The 15960-nt window shown below is 35.6% G+C and carries 17 protein-coding genes; 6 read left to right on the top strand and 11 right to left on the bottom strand.

Annotated elements, in window-relative coordinates:
* The first annotated feature begins 29 nt into the window (after nucleotides 1–29).
* The 6 genes from rpsI (at nucleotide 30) to N3D17_00220 (ending at nucleotide 4905) form a co-directional block, all read left to right on the top strand.
* Nucleotides 30–428, top strand: a complete 399-nt coding sequence (rpsI, locus tag N3D17_00245; protein ID MCX8081827.1) for a 30S ribosomal protein S9 — start codon at nucleotides 30–32, stop codon at nucleotides 426–428.
* 3 nt (nucleotides 429–431) lie between these two features.
* A complete protein-coding gene (gene argC, locus N3D17_00240) occupies nucleotides 432–1448 on the top strand; it encodes an N-acetyl-gamma-glutamyl-phosphate reductase (protein ID MCX8081826.1) in 1017 nt (338 codons plus the stop codon).
* Nucleotides 1449–1460: 12 nt separating this feature from the next.
* Nucleotides 1461–2024, top strand: coding sequence for a D-glycero-beta-D-manno-heptose 1,7-bisphosphate 7-phosphatase (gene gmhB / locus N3D17_00235; protein ID MCX8081825.1), 564 nt, complete (start codon nucleotides 1461–1463; stop codon nucleotides 2022–2024).
* Entirely contained in the window at nucleotides 2011–3324 is a 1314-nt protein-coding gene (gene lpdA, locus N3D17_00230) for a dihydrolipoyl dehydrogenase (GenBank protein ID MCX8081824.1), read from the top strand. Before gmhB ends, lpdA begins: the two co-directional genes overlap by 14 nt.
* Before the next feature lie 196 nt (nucleotides 3325–3520).
* Complete coding sequence (locus tag N3D17_00225; protein MCX8081823.1) at nucleotides 3521–4294, top strand: nucleotidyl transferase AbiEii/AbiGii toxin family protein; 774 nt, start codon at nucleotides 3521–3523, stop codon at nucleotides 4292–4294.
* Complete coding sequence (locus tag N3D17_00220) at nucleotides 4291–4905, top strand: hypothetical protein (GenBank protein ID MCX8081822.1); 615 nt, start codon at nucleotides 4291–4293, stop codon at nucleotides 4903–4905. The genes N3D17_00225 and N3D17_00220 overlap by 4 nt, the downstream gene beginning before the upstream one ends.
* 4 nt (nucleotides 4906–4909) lie before the next feature.
* On the opposite strand, the gene N3D17_00215 is transcribed toward N3D17_00220, so the two are convergent.
* The 11 genes from N3D17_00215 to N3D17_00165 all read right to left on the bottom strand — a co-directional run bounded on the left by N3D17_00215 (nucleotide 4910) and on the right by N3D17_00165 (nucleotide 15958).
* Nucleotides 4910–6055 carry an alanine--glyoxylate aminotransferase family protein gene (locus N3D17_00215; protein ID MCX8081821.1) on the bottom strand — a complete coding sequence of 382 codons (1146 nt, stop codon included), beginning with the start codon at nucleotides 6053–6055 and terminating at the stop codon, nucleotides 4910–4912.
* Nucleotides 6056–6082: 27 nt separating this feature from the next.
* Nucleotides 6083–6892 (bottom strand): sugar phosphate isomerase/epimerase, encoded by an 810-nt coding sequence (locus tag N3D17_00210; protein ID MCX8081820.1) that lies wholly within the window; start codon nucleotides 6890–6892, stop codon nucleotides 6083–6085.
* Nucleotides 6889–8007: a cell division protein FtsZ gene (ftsZ, locus tag N3D17_00205; GenBank protein MCX8081819.1), complete on the bottom strand. Its 1119-nt coding sequence runs from the start codon at nucleotides 8005–8007 to the stop codon at nucleotides 6889–6891. The genes N3D17_00210 and ftsZ overlap by 4 nt, the downstream gene beginning before the upstream one ends.
* Nucleotides 8008–8010: 3 nt before the next feature.
* Nucleotides 8011–9249, bottom strand: a complete 1239-nt coding sequence (gene ftsA, locus N3D17_00200) for a cell division protein FtsA (GenBank protein MCX8081818.1) — start codon at nucleotides 9247–9249, stop codon at nucleotides 8011–8013.
* Between the two features lie 28 nt (nucleotides 9250–9277).
* Nucleotides 9278–10075: an FtsQ-type POTRA domain-containing protein gene (locus N3D17_00195; GenBank protein MCX8081817.1), complete on the bottom strand. Its 798-nt coding sequence runs from the start codon at nucleotides 10073–10075 to the stop codon at nucleotides 9278–9280.
* Nucleotides 10051–10971 carry a D-alanine--D-alanine ligase gene (locus N3D17_00190; protein MCX8081816.1) on the bottom strand — a complete coding sequence of 307 codons (921 nt, stop codon included), beginning with the start codon at nucleotides 10969–10971 and terminating at the stop codon, nucleotides 10051–10053. The genes N3D17_00195 and N3D17_00190 overlap by 25 nt, the downstream gene beginning before the upstream one ends.
* Nucleotides 10972–10977: 6 nt before the next feature.
* The gene (murB, locus tag N3D17_00185) at nucleotides 10978–11880 is read right to left on the bottom strand and encodes a UDP-N-acetylmuramate dehydrogenase (protein MCX8081815.1); all 903 of its coding nucleotides are present in this window, start codon (nucleotides 11878–11880) and stop codon (nucleotides 10978–10980) included.
* Nucleotides 11881–11955: 75 nt separating this feature from the next.
* Nucleotides 11956–12714, bottom strand: coding sequence for a tRNA pseudouridine(38-40) synthase TruA (truA, locus tag N3D17_00180; protein MCX8081814.1), 759 nt, complete (start codon nucleotides 12712–12714; stop codon nucleotides 11956–11958).
* A gap of 4 nt (nucleotides 12715–12718) precedes the next feature.
* The gene (locus tag N3D17_00175; GenBank protein ID MCX8081813.1) at nucleotides 12719–13528 is read right to left on the bottom strand and encodes an RnfABCDGE type electron transport complex subunit B; all 810 of its coding nucleotides are present in this window, start codon (nucleotides 13526–13528) and stop codon (nucleotides 12719–12721) included.
* Nucleotides 13529–13634: 106 nt separating this feature from the next.
* Entirely contained in the window at nucleotides 13635–15191 is a 1557-nt protein-coding gene (locus N3D17_00170; protein ID MCX8081812.1) for a sodium-dependent transporter, read from the bottom strand.
* Nucleotides 15161–15958 carry a sugar phosphate isomerase/epimerase gene (locus N3D17_00165; GenBank protein MCX8081811.1) on the bottom strand — a complete coding sequence of 266 codons (798 nt, stop codon included), beginning with the start codon at nucleotides 15956–15958 and terminating at the stop codon, nucleotides 15161–15163. Before N3D17_00165 ends, N3D17_00170 begins: the two co-directional genes overlap by 31 nt.
* Nucleotides 15959–15960 lie beyond the last annotated feature (2 nt).

Below are 15960 nucleotides of genomic sequence, written 5' to 3'. Positions count from 1 at the left end.
CTGAAAATTTTAAATGTGGAGGAAAAGATATGGCAGAACAAGCAAATATGATTATTGGAATAGGGAGAAGAAAAACCGCCACCGCCGTGGTAAAGATTAAAGAAGGGAAGGGACAGATTTTTATAAATGGAAAGGAAATCAAAGAGTACTTTCCACTTCCATATCAGGTTGATGAGGTTATAAAGCCACTCAATGTAACAGAGACAGCAGGCCTTTTTGATGTCTATGCGAAGGTTTCAGGTGGTGGTCTCACCGGTCATGTGGATGCTTTAAAACTGGGGATTGCGAGAGCAATTGCGAAATATAATCCTTCCTTAGTTTCTACATTGAGGGAGTATGGATTACTTACCAGAGACCCACGGATGAAAGAAAGGAAGAAATACGGGCAGAAAGGTGCGAGAAAGAAGTTCCAGTGGACAAAGAGATAAGAAATGATAAGGATAGCGATATTCGGAATCTCTGGATACGCAGGGCAGAAACTTGTGGAACTTCTTATTTCTCATCCCAAAATAGAGATAACTGCTGGTTTTGTTGCTCCCGAAGAAGGGACACCAGAAATAACAGATATTATTCCTCGTCTGAAAGGACGTATCAATCTTAAATGCGAAAATACCCCTGACTGGAAAAAGATAGAGAAGTGTGATGTTGTATTTCTTGCCCTCCCTCATTCCGTTTCAATGAAACTTGTCCCTCAAATTGCCGAAATGAAGAAAAAGATTATAGACCTCAGTGCTGACTTCAGGTTTGATGACATTAGAATCTATGAGAAATTCTATTTAAAACATACCTGCCCGGAATTAAACAGCAGGTTTGTTTATGGACTACCTGAAATAAACAGAGAAAAGATAAAAAACAGTGATTTTGTAGCCAATCCGGGATGTTATCCCACATCTGTAATTTTAGCCCTATTCCCACTTGTTAAAAACCATATGATAGAAGAAAAGGTTTTTGTTGATTCAAAAAGTGGGGTTACAGGCGCAGGTAGAACTCCTACTATTGGGACACTTTTTGTGGAGTGTAATGAGAGTATAAAAGCATATAAAATAGGAGAACACAGACATCAACCTGAAATGGAAGAGATGGTAAATAAAGCAGGAAATGGTAAATACTCCATTACATTTGTTCCTCATCTCGTCCCTTACAATCAGGGTATTCTTTCTACCTGCTATATAAATCTTAAAAGCGAGATAGCAGAGGAGAAATTACAGGAAGTATATGAGAAGACATACGAGGATGAACCATTTGTTAGGATAATGAAGTATGGTGTCTCTCCAGAGGTTAAGAATGTTGTTAATACCAATTACTGTGATATAGGAATTAAACTTGTGGACAAGAAAATTCTTGTTGTGGTTGCTGCTATTGATAACCTTGTAAAGGGTGCAAGTGGTCAGGCAGTTCAGAATATGAATTTAATGCTGGGTTTAAAAGAGACACTGCCATTCTTCTGAAAAATCTATATTATGAAAACGGTATTCCTTGATAGGGATGGTGTTATTTCTATTTTCACCCCGAATGACTATATAAAAAACTGGGGTGAGTTCGCTTTTATAGATGGTGCTATTGAAGGGCTTAAACTATTGTATAGCAATGGATACCGTCTTGTTATTATCTCCAATCAGTCAGGAATAAACAAAGGGCTGTTTAAGATAGAGGACCTTCAGGATATAACAGAAAGAATGAAAAACATATTAAAGAAAGAAGGAGTAGAACTTGCAGGGGTTTATTACTGTGTGCATACATCAGAAGAAGATTGCGATTGTAGAAAACCAAAGACAGGAATGTTTATGAAGGCAAAGGAAGAGATAGGGAACATTGATTTCCAGAGGACATATTTTATAGGGGATAGTGATATTGATGTGATTGCAGGTAAAAATATCGGTGCGAAGACAGTTCTGGTTCTTACAGGAAAAACGAAAACGAAAGAAGAAGTTGAAAACTGGGAGACAAAACCCGACTATATCTTTAATAACTTGAAAGAAGCAGCGGATTTTATAATAAAGAGGAATAAAAATGGAAAAGTATGATGTAATAGTTATAGGGGGAGGCCCTGCGGGTTATCCATCTGCAATAAAATGTGCCAGTTATGGCAAAAAGGTTGTGCTTATTGAAGAATTCGCTCTCGGTGGTGTATGTCTTAACAGAGGGTGTATTCCAACAAAGGCATTATATACTGCTTCTGAAGAGATTTCTTCCCCAAAATATAAATCTATTGAAAAGAATGTAAGTTATGATTGGAGTAAGGTATTAAATGAAGTTCTGAATGATGTGATATTGAAACTGAGAACTGGTATAAGTATGCTTCTTAAAAGTTATGGAGTGGAAGTAATAAAAGGAAAGGCAAAATTTGTTGAACAGAAAGCAGTTGAAGTTAATGGTAAGGTATATACAGCAGATAATATTGTAATTTCTACAGGTGCTTCTTCTTTTGTCCCTGATTGTTTCAAAGGGGATGCGAGGGTTATTGTTTCAGACCATATATGGCAGTTCCAGAAACTCCCAGAATCACTCGCCATCATAGGTGGTGGTTTCATCGGATGTGAGTTTGCTTCAATATTAAACAAGTTTGGGGTTAAAGTAAAAATTTATGAGATGATGGATACACTTCTTCCAGGGAAAGACAGAGAGATAACAGAACTTCTGAAAAAACAGTTTGAAAAAAGAGGTATAGAGGTAAACATTAATAAGAAACTTACAAGTTGTGAAACCATTGAAGCAGAGAAGATTTTTGTATCAGTTGGAGTAGTGGCTAATGTACCGGAACTTAATGGGATTGAATTAGACAGGAAAGGGATTAAGACAGATGAAAGATTGAGAACAAATATAGATGGTGTTTATGCAGCAGGTGATGTAAACGGTAAATATCAGCTTGCCTATGTTGCAACAAAAGAAGGAGAGGTTGCTGCAGAAAATATCTGTGGTAAAGATGTGACCATTGACTATAGTGTTATTCCTGAGGTTATATTCACAGACCCAGAAATTGGTGTCTGTGGACTCACAGAAGAGAAGGCAGGGGAGGAGGGGATAGATGTAATGGTGGGTAAATTCCCTTATTCTGCCTTAGGCCGTGCCTATGCGGATAAAAAGACAGATGGATTTTTCAAAGTAATCGCTGAAAAATCAACAGAAAAAATAGTGGGTATTCATATAATAGGTAAAGGTGCTACAGAACTTGTCTCTTTTGCCACCCTCGCAATTTCTAATGGACTGAAGATAAAAGACCTTGAAAAAATTCTATACTGCCATCCTACCTTCGCAGAAGGAATTATGGAAGCGGTCTATGACCTGAAATCCAAAAGTATCCATCTTCCCCCAAAGAAGAAATAGATATTTATATAATCTCTATTTGAGATGGGAAATATTTATTCTCCCTAATATTAGTGAAGGATAACGGGTAATGATGATTTTATCGCATTACATCGCTATTTTCAATAAAAATCCACATAATATAATACAAGAAGTTGACATATATGTCAATTTCAGGTAATATATAAATAGAGAGATAGAAGAACAGAGGAGAAAAGTGAAGGTTCTTAATATAGAAGAAAGAGTGGAATGTTTTCAGTTGGTTTTTCTTCTTTTTTTGTCGCAGAAGATAGACCGTAAGCATTATGTTCTTAAAGGTGGTTGTAATCTGAGGTTTTTCTTCAAAAGTCCGAGATATTCAGAAGATATTGACTTTGACCTACAGGATATATCTGTTCAAAAATTCAGGGAAGATGTAAACAGGATATTGAGGTCTTCTACATTTAAAGAGGCACTTTCTGTAAAAGGATTGACTATTGGAAATATAACAGAGTCCAAGCAGACAGAAACAACACAGAGATGGAAATTATCTCTTGGTTACGGACAAACGAAGACATATATACCAACAAAAATAGAGTTTTCAAGAAGAGATGTGGGAAAAACAGAAAGCAGATTTGAAGCAGTGGACCCAATAATCCTTAAAAAATATGAAATAGCTCCTGTGCTGGTTCGCCATTATACTGCGGAGGCATCTTTTTTACAGAAGATAGTTGCGATCTCATCAAGAAAAATTCCACAGGCGAGAGATATTTTTGATACATATCTTTTAATAATAATGGGCGTAGATACTTCCAAAATACTTAAAAATCTGGATAAAATAACAATATCAAAGACAAAAAACAATATTTTCTCAATCAATTATGATATTTTTAAAAGTCAGGTTATTTCTTATCTTTCTCCGGATGATAGAAATGTATATGATTCGGAGGATGTCTGGGATACAATCCGTTTAAAGATAATTGAAGTGATAGAAGGTAGTGATAAACAATGAAACTTGTAGATGCATATATAAAAATTTTGCAATTAAACCAACCTGTTTTGAAAACAGATGATGTTTCTCAATGTCTTAATGTGAGAAAAGCAAATGCAAGCAAGATTATGGAGAGATTAAGAGATTCAGGATATGTAGTGAATGTGAAGAGAGGATTATGGGTTATACAAGATAAAGTAACACTATGGAATTTAGCAGAATATTTAACCAGTCCTCTGCCTTATTATATTTCTTTACAAAGTGCGCTTTATTATTACGGAATTATCTCTCAGGTACCGAATATATTGTATATTGTTTCCCTTTCAAGAACTCGCTTGTTCAGAACCCCATTAGGTAATGTTTCAATCCATCATATCCAGCCGTCGTTTTTCTGTGGATATAAAAAATCAAAGGAAGGATTTTATATTGCAACACAGGAAAAGGCACTTATTGATTTTCTGTATTTTTCTCCTGCAAAATCCCGTCTCTTTTATACCCTTCCAGAGATAGAAATCTCTAAGGATTTTAGTATCCGCCGTGCAGAAAAATTTATTGCAATGATAAGAGCGAAAAGGAGAAAATCTACCGTTGCTCGGCTCTTTCAGGAAATTCTACTGGAACAAACCAGATAATCCTTTACCGAGCAGAACCAAAAAGAATCTTACGGGCAATAGATAATCCTTTTTCTATATCAATATCCACACCCATCTCTTTTAAACCCACACCAACAGCACTTATTGCGGTAAGGACATCAAACTCATCCTGCCATCCCAGATGTGAGATTCTTATGATTTTGCCTTTAAGATGGTCCTGTCCACCTGCAATAGACATACCATACTTTGTCCTTAAAATTTTTACCAGTTTATCACCATCCACACCTTCAGGGAGAAGGACTGCTGTTACTGCATCTGAAGGATTTTCAGATAGAAGTTTTAACCCTGCTGATATAAGTGCCTGTCTCGTTGCTTCAGCACGGAGACGGTGTTCTTCCCATATCTTTTCAATCCCGATGTTTTTAATCATCTGTAAGGACTTTCTTAAGCCCACTACCAGAGATACAGGGATGGTAAAGGGGAAATCATTTTTAGCAAGTGTCTTCTTATATTTTTTAAGGTTGAAATAATATTTTGGGAGATTTGATGTTTCTGTTTTTTTCCACGCTTTTTCACTTACAGAGATAAAAGCAAGCCCTGGTGGTAACATAAATGCCTTCTGTGAGCCAGTAACTACAACATCTATCTTCCACTCATCTGTAAGGCATGGCATTGCTCCGAGTGAACTTATTGTATCAACAACAAGTATTGTATCATCATATTTTGATACAATCTCTCCCAGCGCTTCTATATCAAAGTGTGTTGCTGTAGATGTTTCACATAGTGTACTGAAGACCGCTTTTACATCTCTATTCTTCTCTAATAGATTTTTGACTACATCGGAATTTAATTTCTTCCCCCATTCAAGTTCTACAGGTATTACATCCAGTTTATAGGCAGTAGATATTTCCTTAAACCTTTCTCCAAACTTACCACCAGAGATTACTATTACTTTATCACCTTCAGAAAGAAAGTTTACCACACTTGCTTCCATTGCTCCTGTTCCTGAAGAGGCAATAATGAATACATCGTTTTTTGTCTGGAATACATACTTCAACCCTTCAAATACCTCTCCGGCAATTTTTATAAATTCGTCGGTTCTATGATGCATAATAGGAGATGCCATTTCCAATAATACTTCTTCGGGAACAGATGTAGGGCCTGGTGTAAAAAGCCGTTTCTTTAACATTTTTTCTCCTTTCCCTTATTATAGGGGTTATAAAAATTTCTTTAGATATTCAATACCTTTTCTTGCTATGTTTTCAGGTCCCGGGGAGAAGTCAAATACCTCAATAGATAACCATCCATCATATCCTATTTGTTTTAATGTGTTTATGATGGGTGTAAAGTCAATATCTCCTGAGCCAGGTCCACCTAAATTTTTATCATTGGCATGGAAGTGTTTAAGATATTTTTTACTTGACTGTATTATATCAGGAATTGTTTTTTCTTCATCACTCATTGCTTTTACATCTAAATGAAGTTTAAGGTATGGATGGGATATTTCTTCTATAATTTCTATTGCTTCTTCTGCAGTATTGATAAAATTTGTTTCTGTCCTTGCCAGTGGTTCAAGACATAAAAAAATCTTTCTTTTTTCACATTCTTTAAGTACCTCTATCAGAACCTCTTTTACATTTTCTTTTACCTCTTGTTTTGTCTGCCCTTCTCCAATACTCCTCTGTTTTGGTGAGCCAAATACCATAAGGGAACCACCTATATCTGCTGTAAAATGGACAAGTTTACATAGATAATCTGCGGTCTTATCCCTTAAAGTCCTGTCACCTGTTGATACAGAAAGTCCTTCTGGCTTTACTAAAAGCCAGTGTGTTCCTATAATGTCTATATTATACCTGTGGGAAAGTTCTCTTATTTCCTTTCTTTTTTGTTCCGGTATCATATCCACTGAATCGGCAAGTGTAAAGGGTGCTATTTCAATTCCTTCATATCCGGTCCCTTTCACAAAAGAAAAGATATTTTCCAGTTCCCAGTTCTTAAACATCTCATTACATATACCAATTTTCATATTTTACCTTTCGGGTTTCTTATTGAAGGAGGAATATCAATATCGTCATCATCATCTTTTTTCGTTAGCGGCAGTTCTCCTGATTCCTTAGTTGGTTTTACTTCGGCAGTTTTTTTAATTGGCTCTCTTTGTTTACTACCGATACCTGTAGCAAGTAGTGTAATTTTCACTTCACTTTCCATATCAGGGTCTAATGTTACTCCTAATTTCCTTGAAGGGGAAGATATTCTATTCTGTATTATATTCATTGCTTCACCAAATTCTTTCAACGAAAGGTCGCTTCCTGTGATGCTTATCAGGATATTTTTTGCTTCCATTATATCACCTTTTTCTATCAGGGGGTCGTTAATTGTATCTCTCGCTGCTTTTTCTATTCTGCCCTCACCTCTGCCATAACCTAATCCTACTATTCCTCTTCCTGCATTCTCTACCACTGTGCATATATCTGCAAAGTCAATATCAAGAAGTTTGGGTTTATATATAAGGTCAGAAATCGCTGTAATTATGTTTGTTATTCTATCATCAATTTTACCAAAAGCATCTGCCATAGATATGTTGTCCTCAACAATTTCATATAGTTTCTGGTTGGGTATATGAATAAGAGTATCAACATTGGCTTCAAGTATTTGTATACCGTTTGTTGCAAAGTTAATTCTCTTTTCTCCTTCAAAATCAAATGGTGTTGTAACTATTGATATAACTATGGCACCCGTATCCTTTGCAAATTTTGCTATTGCAGGAGAACTACCTGTCCCTGTTCCACCTCCTAATCCTGCAACAAGAAACACAATATTAGTATTTTTCAGTGCCTCTGTTATCTTTTCTTTGTCTTCATTTGCTGCAAATTTTCCCTTTTCAGGGTCAGTGCCTGTTCCTCTGCCATTGGTGGTTTTTTCACCTATCTGTATTTTATAATCTGCCTTTGCATGTTTTAAAGCATTTATATCTGTGTTAAACACAACAAACTTCACTCCATCTATTTTCCCGTATATCCTTGAGACGATATTACTACCAGCATTTCCAACTCCAACCACTTTCACATTTATTGTTCCAGCATTATCATTTTCCTCTATAAATTTAATCATCTGTGCCCGTCCTTTGGACAATTTCGCCATTTTCTAAAAAATTTTCCCGAGAAACTCTTTTACTTTCTGTAAAGGGTCCTTAACTTTATGTTTTCTTGCCTGCTGTGATGCTAACATAACAAGTCCTATCCCTACACTGAATTCTGGCTGATGATAGGTTATTTCAAGCCCTGGAAGATTTTTGGGTTTTCCTATTCTTGATGGTAGTCCAAATACCTTTTCTGATAGCACTGTTATATCCTTAATTTTAGCACCACCACCTGTAATGACTATGTTTGACCCTATAATACTTGCTTCCCCTGTATGCATAATAATAGGTTTTATATAATTAGAAAATAGTTCATTTAATCTGTCATATGTGATGTTTGATATCTGCCCCACAGTTACATCTTTTGATAGTTTACCAGATGTGCTTATAATTTCTACTGTTTGTGAAAATACACTATTATTATCTTCTTTTAATAAAGGATATGCATATCCATAATTTTTTTTAAGTTCTTCTGCATAGGTTAAAGAGGTATGTAAAAGTCGTGAAAGGTCACTATCTATAAGTCCATCCCCAATTTTTATTGATTCAGTGACTGCAATCGTGCCATCTATGAAAAAACATATATCTGTTGTCCCTTTCCCTATATCTATAAGCAAGCATCCTGTTTTTTTCTCTTCTTCTGTAAGTACTGCCTCTGCGGCTGCCCATGAATGTGGATAAATTGTATCAACCTGCGCACCTGCGTTTTTTATACAGTTTTTAATGTCCTGAAGTGGATTGGCATCTACCGTTATACTGTGAACAGACATTTCAAGTACATTACCGTGCATTCCTACTGGTTCTTTTTTTGTTATGTTCAGATTATCTACCCTGTATTCTCTCGGCACAGTATAAAGTATTTTTTTGCCGGAACCTCTTTCTGCAAAGATGGTACTATTCAGTTCTCTTCGTAATATTTGAATATCATTATCGCTTATTTCTCTTCCTGATGGTTCAATAGGGATACTTCTTCTGTGGTTTTCACCTTTAAGATGTCCTCCTCCTATACTTATAGTAACCCAGTCAATATTTTCTCCTATCTTTGCCTGAAGGTTTTTAAGAACAGAAAAAATAGTATTCGTTGTCTCTTCAATATCAACAACTCTACCTTTCTTTATCACTTCTTCAGATAAGAGTTGAATATCGGTAGCGATAATCTCAATTCCTGTGTTTTTTATCAGGGCTGAAAGTCCAAATATCTTACTTGTTCCTATATCCAGAACTGTAATTATATTTTCATTCATCGGTTAAATTTTACAAATTACTCTATAATTATTTAGAATCTGCTATTTTATATTTTACTACCGGGTCTTTAAACCTGCCTTCAATATATTCCCATTCTTTACCACTTTTTTCGCATTCTTCAAGAACAATTTTGACCTTATTAAGAGTATCTTCTATGTTATCTCTTGTTATAATTATTTTTCTGATAGTTTCTGTTTCATTTAATAATATCTCTGTGGGTTTTTTTATTGTTATTTTTTCAAGTTTAAAATATCGCTGTAGATTGTAAAAATTATACCATTTTTCTATTTCCTGTAAAGTTTCTAATTTCCATAATTCATCTTCTGCCACACCATCCCCTTCTGTTTCTATTCCGCTTACTTTTAGGTAGAAAGATGGACTGGTAGATGTTTCAACGAATTTCCCTTCCCTGTCTATAAATATGCCACCCCAGTTTTTTTCTATAAATACCCATGGTTTTCTAACAATTATTTCAATCTTCAGGGTAGAAGGGAACTCTTTTGTTATATAACATTTTTCTACTTCTCGTATCTTTGATATCCTGTTGTTTAACTCCTCTATATCAAGAAAAAGTAAGTTTCCTGGATTTTCTATTTCTAATGTGCCTGCAAGTAATCGCTTTGCATCTTCCGGTATAATCTTGACCTTTTTTACATAAAATAATTCCATATCCCAGAAGAGAGCAGTTAAAAGACGTTCAATATTTAATATCGCTGTTATCAGTATGACAATTCCGATAACAATAGAAGCGATTTTTATTTTTCGTTTCCTTTTACTCCATACCAGTTGTCGTATTTCTTTTATCCTCTCTTCTGTTTTTGCCATCTTTCAAGTCCTAACATTACAATCTTCTCACATAAATCATCAAATTGAATCCCTTTCGCTTTCGCTGCATCAGGAAATAAACTTGTATCTGTCATACCCGGTATTGTATTCACATCAAGTATGTAAGGTATGCCTTTTCTTACTATCATTTCCATCCTTGCAAAACCAGAACATCCGAGTATCTTATATGTCTTTATGGCTATATTCTCTATCTTCTTTAGTGTCTTTTTATCTACTCTGGCAGGGATGATATGTTTACTTCCACCCGGAGTATATTTTGCTTTATAGTCATAGAACCCTGTAGGTGTTTCTATTTCAATAACAGGTAGTATATCCAGCGTGTCGTTTCCTAATATACCTGCTGTAATCTCTATTCCTTTTATATATTCCTCAATAAATACTTCACTGTCAAGTTCAAAACAATCCTTCATAGCATTAAGCATCTCTTGCTTATTTTTCACAATTTTTATACCTATGGTTGAGCCCATATTTGCTGGTTTTACAACAACAGGAAAAGAAAAAGGCATTTTTAGAATATTACCTTTTTCTACTTCTACAAACATTGGCGTGGGTATCTTATGATATATCAACAACTTTTTTGTAATAATTTTGTTCATACATATCGCTGATGCCCGGACACCAGAGCCAGTATAAGGGATACCGAGTATTTCAAGAAGTCCCTGTATAGTTCCGTCTTCCCCTTTTTCTCCGTGAAGTGCTATGAAAACACAATCCGGTTTTATACTCAGGATATTTTTACTGAAATTTTTCTTTACTGTATCAAGAAGCCATACACGATGACCTTTTCTTTTCAGTGCCTTTGCTATTGCTTTCCCAGAACGTAAGGATATTTCCCTTTCAGGACTATCTCCACCATAAAGTACGACTATTTTCATTTTATATTAACCTCCAAAACTGCCAATAATTTTTATTTCTGTTTCAAGTTCTATATTATACATCTTTTTAACTCTTTCCTTAACAGTGCAGATAAGTTTATATATATCTTCAGACGTTGCACTACCTTTATTTATAATGAAATTGGCATGTTTTTCAGATATACAGGCACCACCTATACTATATCCTTTCAGTCCACAATCTTCTATAAGTTTCCCGGCAAAAAGTCCCGGTGGATTTTTAAATACACTACCAGCAGAAGGATATTCCAGTGGTTGCGTTTTAATACGTTGTTTCATATACATTGATATATTATGTTTTATTTCTTCCTGTTTCCCTTTGTTAAGAGAGAATAAAGCCCCCGTAATGAAATACTTTTCAAGACCACTTTTTCTATAACCAAATTGTATTTTTTCTTTTAATATTGTTTCTTCCTTGAGAGAGGAGAGGTGAAAGACAGTAACACTTACTATTTTTTTTGATATCCACTCTTCTTTAAGTCCTGCATTTGACATAATGGCACCACCTGCTGTTCCAGGTATTCCTGCAAGGAATTCAAGTCCTGATAGTGATTCCATAATACAAATGTTTAGGAGGGTTGAAAGCAAAACCCCTGATTGTGAGTATACGGATGTTTTTTCAACAAGTACTTCTTTAAGTCCCTGAGTAGATAGGACAACGCCATCAAAACCATTATCACTTATAAGCATATTGGTGCCCATCCCAATGATTAAAAGAGGTGTATTATATTGTTTACAACAGGCAATGATTTTTTTTGCTTCTTCTACATCTGATGGTGTGATTAAAAATCTTGCTGGTCCGCCTGTTTTGAAACTTGTCAGTGTATGTAGTGGGAAATCTTCCTGTACATTTTTACTTATTATATTTAAATCTTTCTTTATCCCATCCATTTCTTTCCTTCTTTCTCACAGTAAACTGTTCGGGTGAGGAAATCCTTTTTAGAAAATAATAAGTTTCCCTTATCCTCAGTAATAGACCTTTTTCAAATAAAGCCCTTCAGGGGGTGCAGTAGGTGGAACTTTTTTCCTGTCTTTTAGAGTAATAAGTTCAGGTATATCCTCTGGTGGTATCTTCCCGAGTCCTGCATAGATAAGTGTCCCAATAATATTTCTTGCCATCTTGTAAAGAAAACCATCTGCTGTTATCTCTATGGATATGACCTTTATGTCCGGAGCTATACTAATTTTTTCTTTCTTGATGGTAATATTATAAACTTTTCTTATCGTATTTTTTATACTGCTACCTGCTGATTGAAAGGCAGAGAAGTCATGTTCTCCTGTAAGATACTTTGCTGATTTTTTCATAGTATTTATATCAAGTTTTTCTTTTACATAACAGACAAATCCCTGTAAGAAAGGACTTTTTTCACAATTTAAAATAAGATATCTATATGTCTTTTTTTTAGCACTGTATCTACTATGAAAATCAGGGGAAACAACTTTAGCGTCTTTTATATAAATATCAGAAGGCAGATTGGAATTAAGGGCTCTCTTAATCTGTTCGGGTGTAAGATGGCTCTTTGTCTTAAAATTGGCTGTATAGGATATTGCGTGTACTTTACTGTCAGTTCTTCCACAACCGATGAGTTTTATATCTTCTCCTGTAATTTTTTTTAGTATTTTTTCAATAGTGCCCTGTATACTGCTTTTTTCTGTCTGTCTTTGCCAGCCATAAAATTTATTACCATTGAAGGTAATGATTAACTTTATATTTTTTTCTTTCATTCCTTTATGCGAGAATACCCTGCTTTTCTTTCAAAGATGTAACAAAGATAATTTTTCTGGGGCATTCTTCAACACATCTACCGCAGTTATCGCATTTTTCATAATCAATGACTGCAAGGTTATCCTGTAGTATTATTGCCTGTTGTGGGCATACCTTTACGCATTTACCACAGCCGATACAGCCTGTCTTACATACCTTTATTACCACAGGTCCTCTGTCATAAGAAGAACAGGCAATATAGACATTTTTATCAGAAGGAATAAGTTTGATAATGTTTTTGGGACATATAGTAACACATTTACCACAACCGATACATTTTTCTTCATCTATCACAGGAAGATTATTTTCATCTATTGAAATAGCATCTACAGGACATACCTTTACACAATCGCCCATTCCGAGACATCCGTAATTACACTCAATATGCGTATTAAAAAGGGCATTGATTGCATTACAGGTCTTGATGGTTTTGTATTCAAAACGTTTTTTTGTATTACTACCGCCGAAGCAGAGTACCCGCGCTATCTTCTTTTCTCTATCACCTGATGTTATTCCTAACAATGAACATATCTTCTGGAGATTTTCATCAGACATCATTACACATTTAGAAGGTTCTATTTTACCTTCAGCCAGTGCCTCTGCAAAAGCACTACAGCCAGCAAGTCCACAGGCACCGCAGTTAGCATTGGGCATAAGTTCATAAAGATTTTGGAGTACAGGGTTTTCTTCTGTTTTGAACTTTATGCTGAAATAAGTTAGAAAAACACCAAATATAATACCGAGACCACCGAGTATAATAACAGGTATTAACATCTTTATTCCTCCATAGAACTTTTTATTATTTTACTTATACAGAATACAAGTAAGGATATAATGGTTATCCACGAGATACACATAAATATAAGTCCACTTGTTCTCATTATTGTTTCTTCTCCCACGCCTTTTTAACCAGAATAGCAATAGTCAGGATGAGTACTACAAGTACAACCCTTGTAAAAATTATGTATGGTATATTTTCTTCAGGTGCGCCTTTAAGTAAAAGTGTTGGTATTGCCTGCTGATATGTCCAGAAGCCGAGTATAAAAAGCAGGAAGAGGGGTGTAATGTACCTGATAATGAATTTATAAACTCGGGGTATTCTTATATCAGAACCAGAATGCATCTCTTCCCATGCTTTATCAATACCGAATATCCAGGCAAATAGTATTGTTTCTACAGTTGCAAAGACAACCAGGGCAAATGTTCCACCCCAGAAGTCCAGTTCATCTACAGTCCCTTTTGCAAGAAATAGTATAGCAATGTGTGAAAGAGCAAAACAAACAATGGAAAATATCCCTACCGCCTTCTTCTTTGAGATGTTGAACTCGTCTTCTAAGAATGCAACTGCTGGCTGTGCGAGGGATATAGAAGATGTTATACCTGCGAGAAAAAGAAGCAGAAACCATATAAATGCAAAAAACATACCAGCAGAAAATGTTTTTAATATCAATGGCATAGTAACAAAACCGAGGTCAAAAGCTCCCTGTTGTGCTACCTGTGATATTCCATAAGGTCCAAAAAAGACAAAAGCAGCAGGAATAACTATACTTCCACCAATGATTACCTCAGCGAATTCATTTGTGCTTGCTGCTGTAAGTCCTGAAAGAAGTACATCATCATCTTTTGTTAGATAACTTGCATAAGTGAGTATCACGCCTATCCCAACACTTAATGTAAAAAATATCTGTCCTGCTGCTGCCAGCCAGACTTTTGCATCTTTAAGTGCTGAGAAGTCAGGATTCCATAAAAACCCGAGACCGTTATAAGGACTCCATGAAGGGTCATAGGGAGATTTAAGTGTGAATACCCGAACCATAATAATAATTGCCAGTATAAAAAGGGTGGGTAATGCTATCCTGCATATCCTTTCAATGCCTTTTTTTATCCCGAAAAAGACCACAAGAATATTTAATACGAATGTGATCAGAAAGAATATATAGGCAGGTACGATATTAGAAAAGAATTCATTTTTCACGATACCCTGGTAACCCCGTAAAAAAGAAATCATACCTGCTTCTTCTGCGATACCTGCATATTTTCCTGTAAGGGAAAAAAAACTGTAGCCCAATAACCACGATTCTATGTAGACATAGTAGATAAATATCACTATAGGTCCAAATATCCCTATAACTCCAAAATACTTTATAAACCTGTTCTTACGCCAGAGCGAATGAAATATACCCGGGGCAGTTCCATGTTCGAAGCCACCACCAAATCTTCCTATAGTCCACTCAATCCACATAAGAGGGATACCGAGAAGGAAGAGGGCAATGAAGTAGGGTATCATAAATGCTCCACCGCCATTCCTTGCTGCCTGGACAGGAAATCTTAAAAAATTACCCAGTCCTACAGCACTTCCGGCAACTGCCAGTATTACCCCTAACTTACTTCCCCATTTTTCTCTGTTCATAGATGGTTCCTTAACCAATCCACACACTTTTTATATCCGTCAGCACCTTCATCCCCTTCATATTCTACGCACCATACACCTTTATATCCATTCTCTTTTAGTATTTTAATCGCCTCTAAAAGGGGTATTTCTCCTTCACCTAATACAGCACCTTTATATTTTTCTCTCGAGCCAGTACCATCTTTAATATGTGTGTGTAAAACATAAGGAGCAACCTTTTTATAAATATCAGGTAGTTCTTCTACTTTATATCCATACCATCTGTAGTTCATAGTATCAAAGTTTGTTCCCAGATATCTGGAATGTACTCTGTCTAAAATTTCAAGTAGAAAATTATAATCATTTGTGATAACCCCATGATTATCAAGAGCAAGATAAACCCCCTCTTTACTTGCTATATCCGTTACTTCAGAAACCCCTTTAATTATAAGAGTTTTGTAGTCCTTTTCCTCTACGCCTTCTTTAGGCCATCCACCATCTATTCTAAGTTGATTGAATCCGAGGTCTTTCACCATCTTGCACATCTCACCTACCATCCATACCTGCTTGTTAAATTCATTCTCTGTTTTTTGAAGGAAGTCACTGCCTGTGGATATCTGGGATATTTTTATGTCATATTTTTGTAGTAAGCGAGCAACCTCTGATATGTTATGTTCTTTCTTTGTAATATCAGGCCATACATCTTTTCTCTGAAGTTCTACATAATCCACAACATTTTCTTTACACCATCTGAAAAGTTCCTCAACTGAAAAGTTAGAGAGATTATAATTAATCACACCTATTTTCTCATCCATAA

The sequence above is a fragment of the bacterium genome, from assembly GCA_026414725.1.
Taxonomy (GTDB): Bacteria; Ratteibacteria; UBA8468; order B48-G9; family JAFGKM01; genus JAAYXZ01.
The sequence above is the reverse complement of the archived record's forward strand: the minus strand, read 5'-3'. Positions and strand labels throughout refer to the sequence as shown.

Excerpts from the sequence above, each read along its gene's own strand:
- rpsI (MCX8081827.1), top strand. The coding sequence starts at position 30 with ATGGCAGAACAAGCAAATATGATTATTGGAATAGGGAGAAGAAAAACC.
- argC (MCX8081826.1), top strand. The coding sequence starts at position 432 with ATGATAAGGATAGCGATATTCGGAATCTCTGGATACGCAGGGCAGAAA.
- gmhB (MCX8081825.1), top strand. The coding sequence starts at position 1,461 with ATGAAAACGGTATTCCTTGATAGGGATGGTGTTATTTCTATTTTCACC.
- lpdA (MCX8081824.1), top strand. The coding sequence starts at position 2,011 with ATGGAAAAGTATGATGTAATAGTTATAGGGGGAGGCCCTGCGGGTTAT.
- N3D17_00220 (MCX8081822.1), top strand. The coding sequence starts at position 4,291 with ATGAAACTTGTAGATGCATATATAAAAATTTTGCAATTAAACCAACCT.
- N3D17_00215 (MCX8081821.1), bottom strand. The coding sequence starts at position 6,055 with ATGTTAAAGAAACGGCTTTTTACACCAGGCCCTACATCTGTTCCCGAA.
- N3D17_00210 (MCX8081820.1), bottom strand. The coding sequence starts at position 6,892 with ATGAAAATTGGTATATGTAATGAGATGTTTAAGAACTGGGAACTGGAA.
- ftsZ (MCX8081819.1), bottom strand. The coding sequence starts at position 8,007 with ATGGCGAAATTGTCCAAAGGACGGGCACAGATGATTAAATTTATAGAG.
- ftsA (MCX8081818.1), bottom strand. The coding sequence starts at position 9,249 with ATGAATGAAAATATAATTACAGTTCTGGATATAGGAACAAGTAAGATA.
- N3D17_00195 (MCX8081817.1), bottom strand. The coding sequence starts at position 10,075 with ATGGCAAAAACAGAAGAGAGGATAAAAGAAATACGACAACTGGTATGG.
- N3D17_00190 (MCX8081816.1), bottom strand. The coding sequence starts at position 10,971 with ATGAAAATAGTCGTACTTTATGGTGGAGATAGTCCTGAAAGGGAAATA.
- murB (MCX8081815.1), bottom strand. The coding sequence starts at position 11,880 with ATGGATGGGATAAAGAAAGATTTAAATATAATAAGTAAAAATGTACAG.
- truA (MCX8081814.1), bottom strand. The coding sequence starts at position 12,714 with ATGAAAGAAAAAAATATAAAGTTAATCATTACCTTCAATGGTAATAAA.
- N3D17_00175 (MCX8081813.1), bottom strand. The coding sequence starts at position 13,528 with ATGTTAATACCTGTTATTATACTCGGTGGTCTCGGTATTATATTTGGT.
- N3D17_00165 (MCX8081811.1), bottom strand. The coding sequence starts at position 15,958 with ATGGATGAGAAAATAGGTGTGATTAATTATAATCTCTCTAACTTTTCA.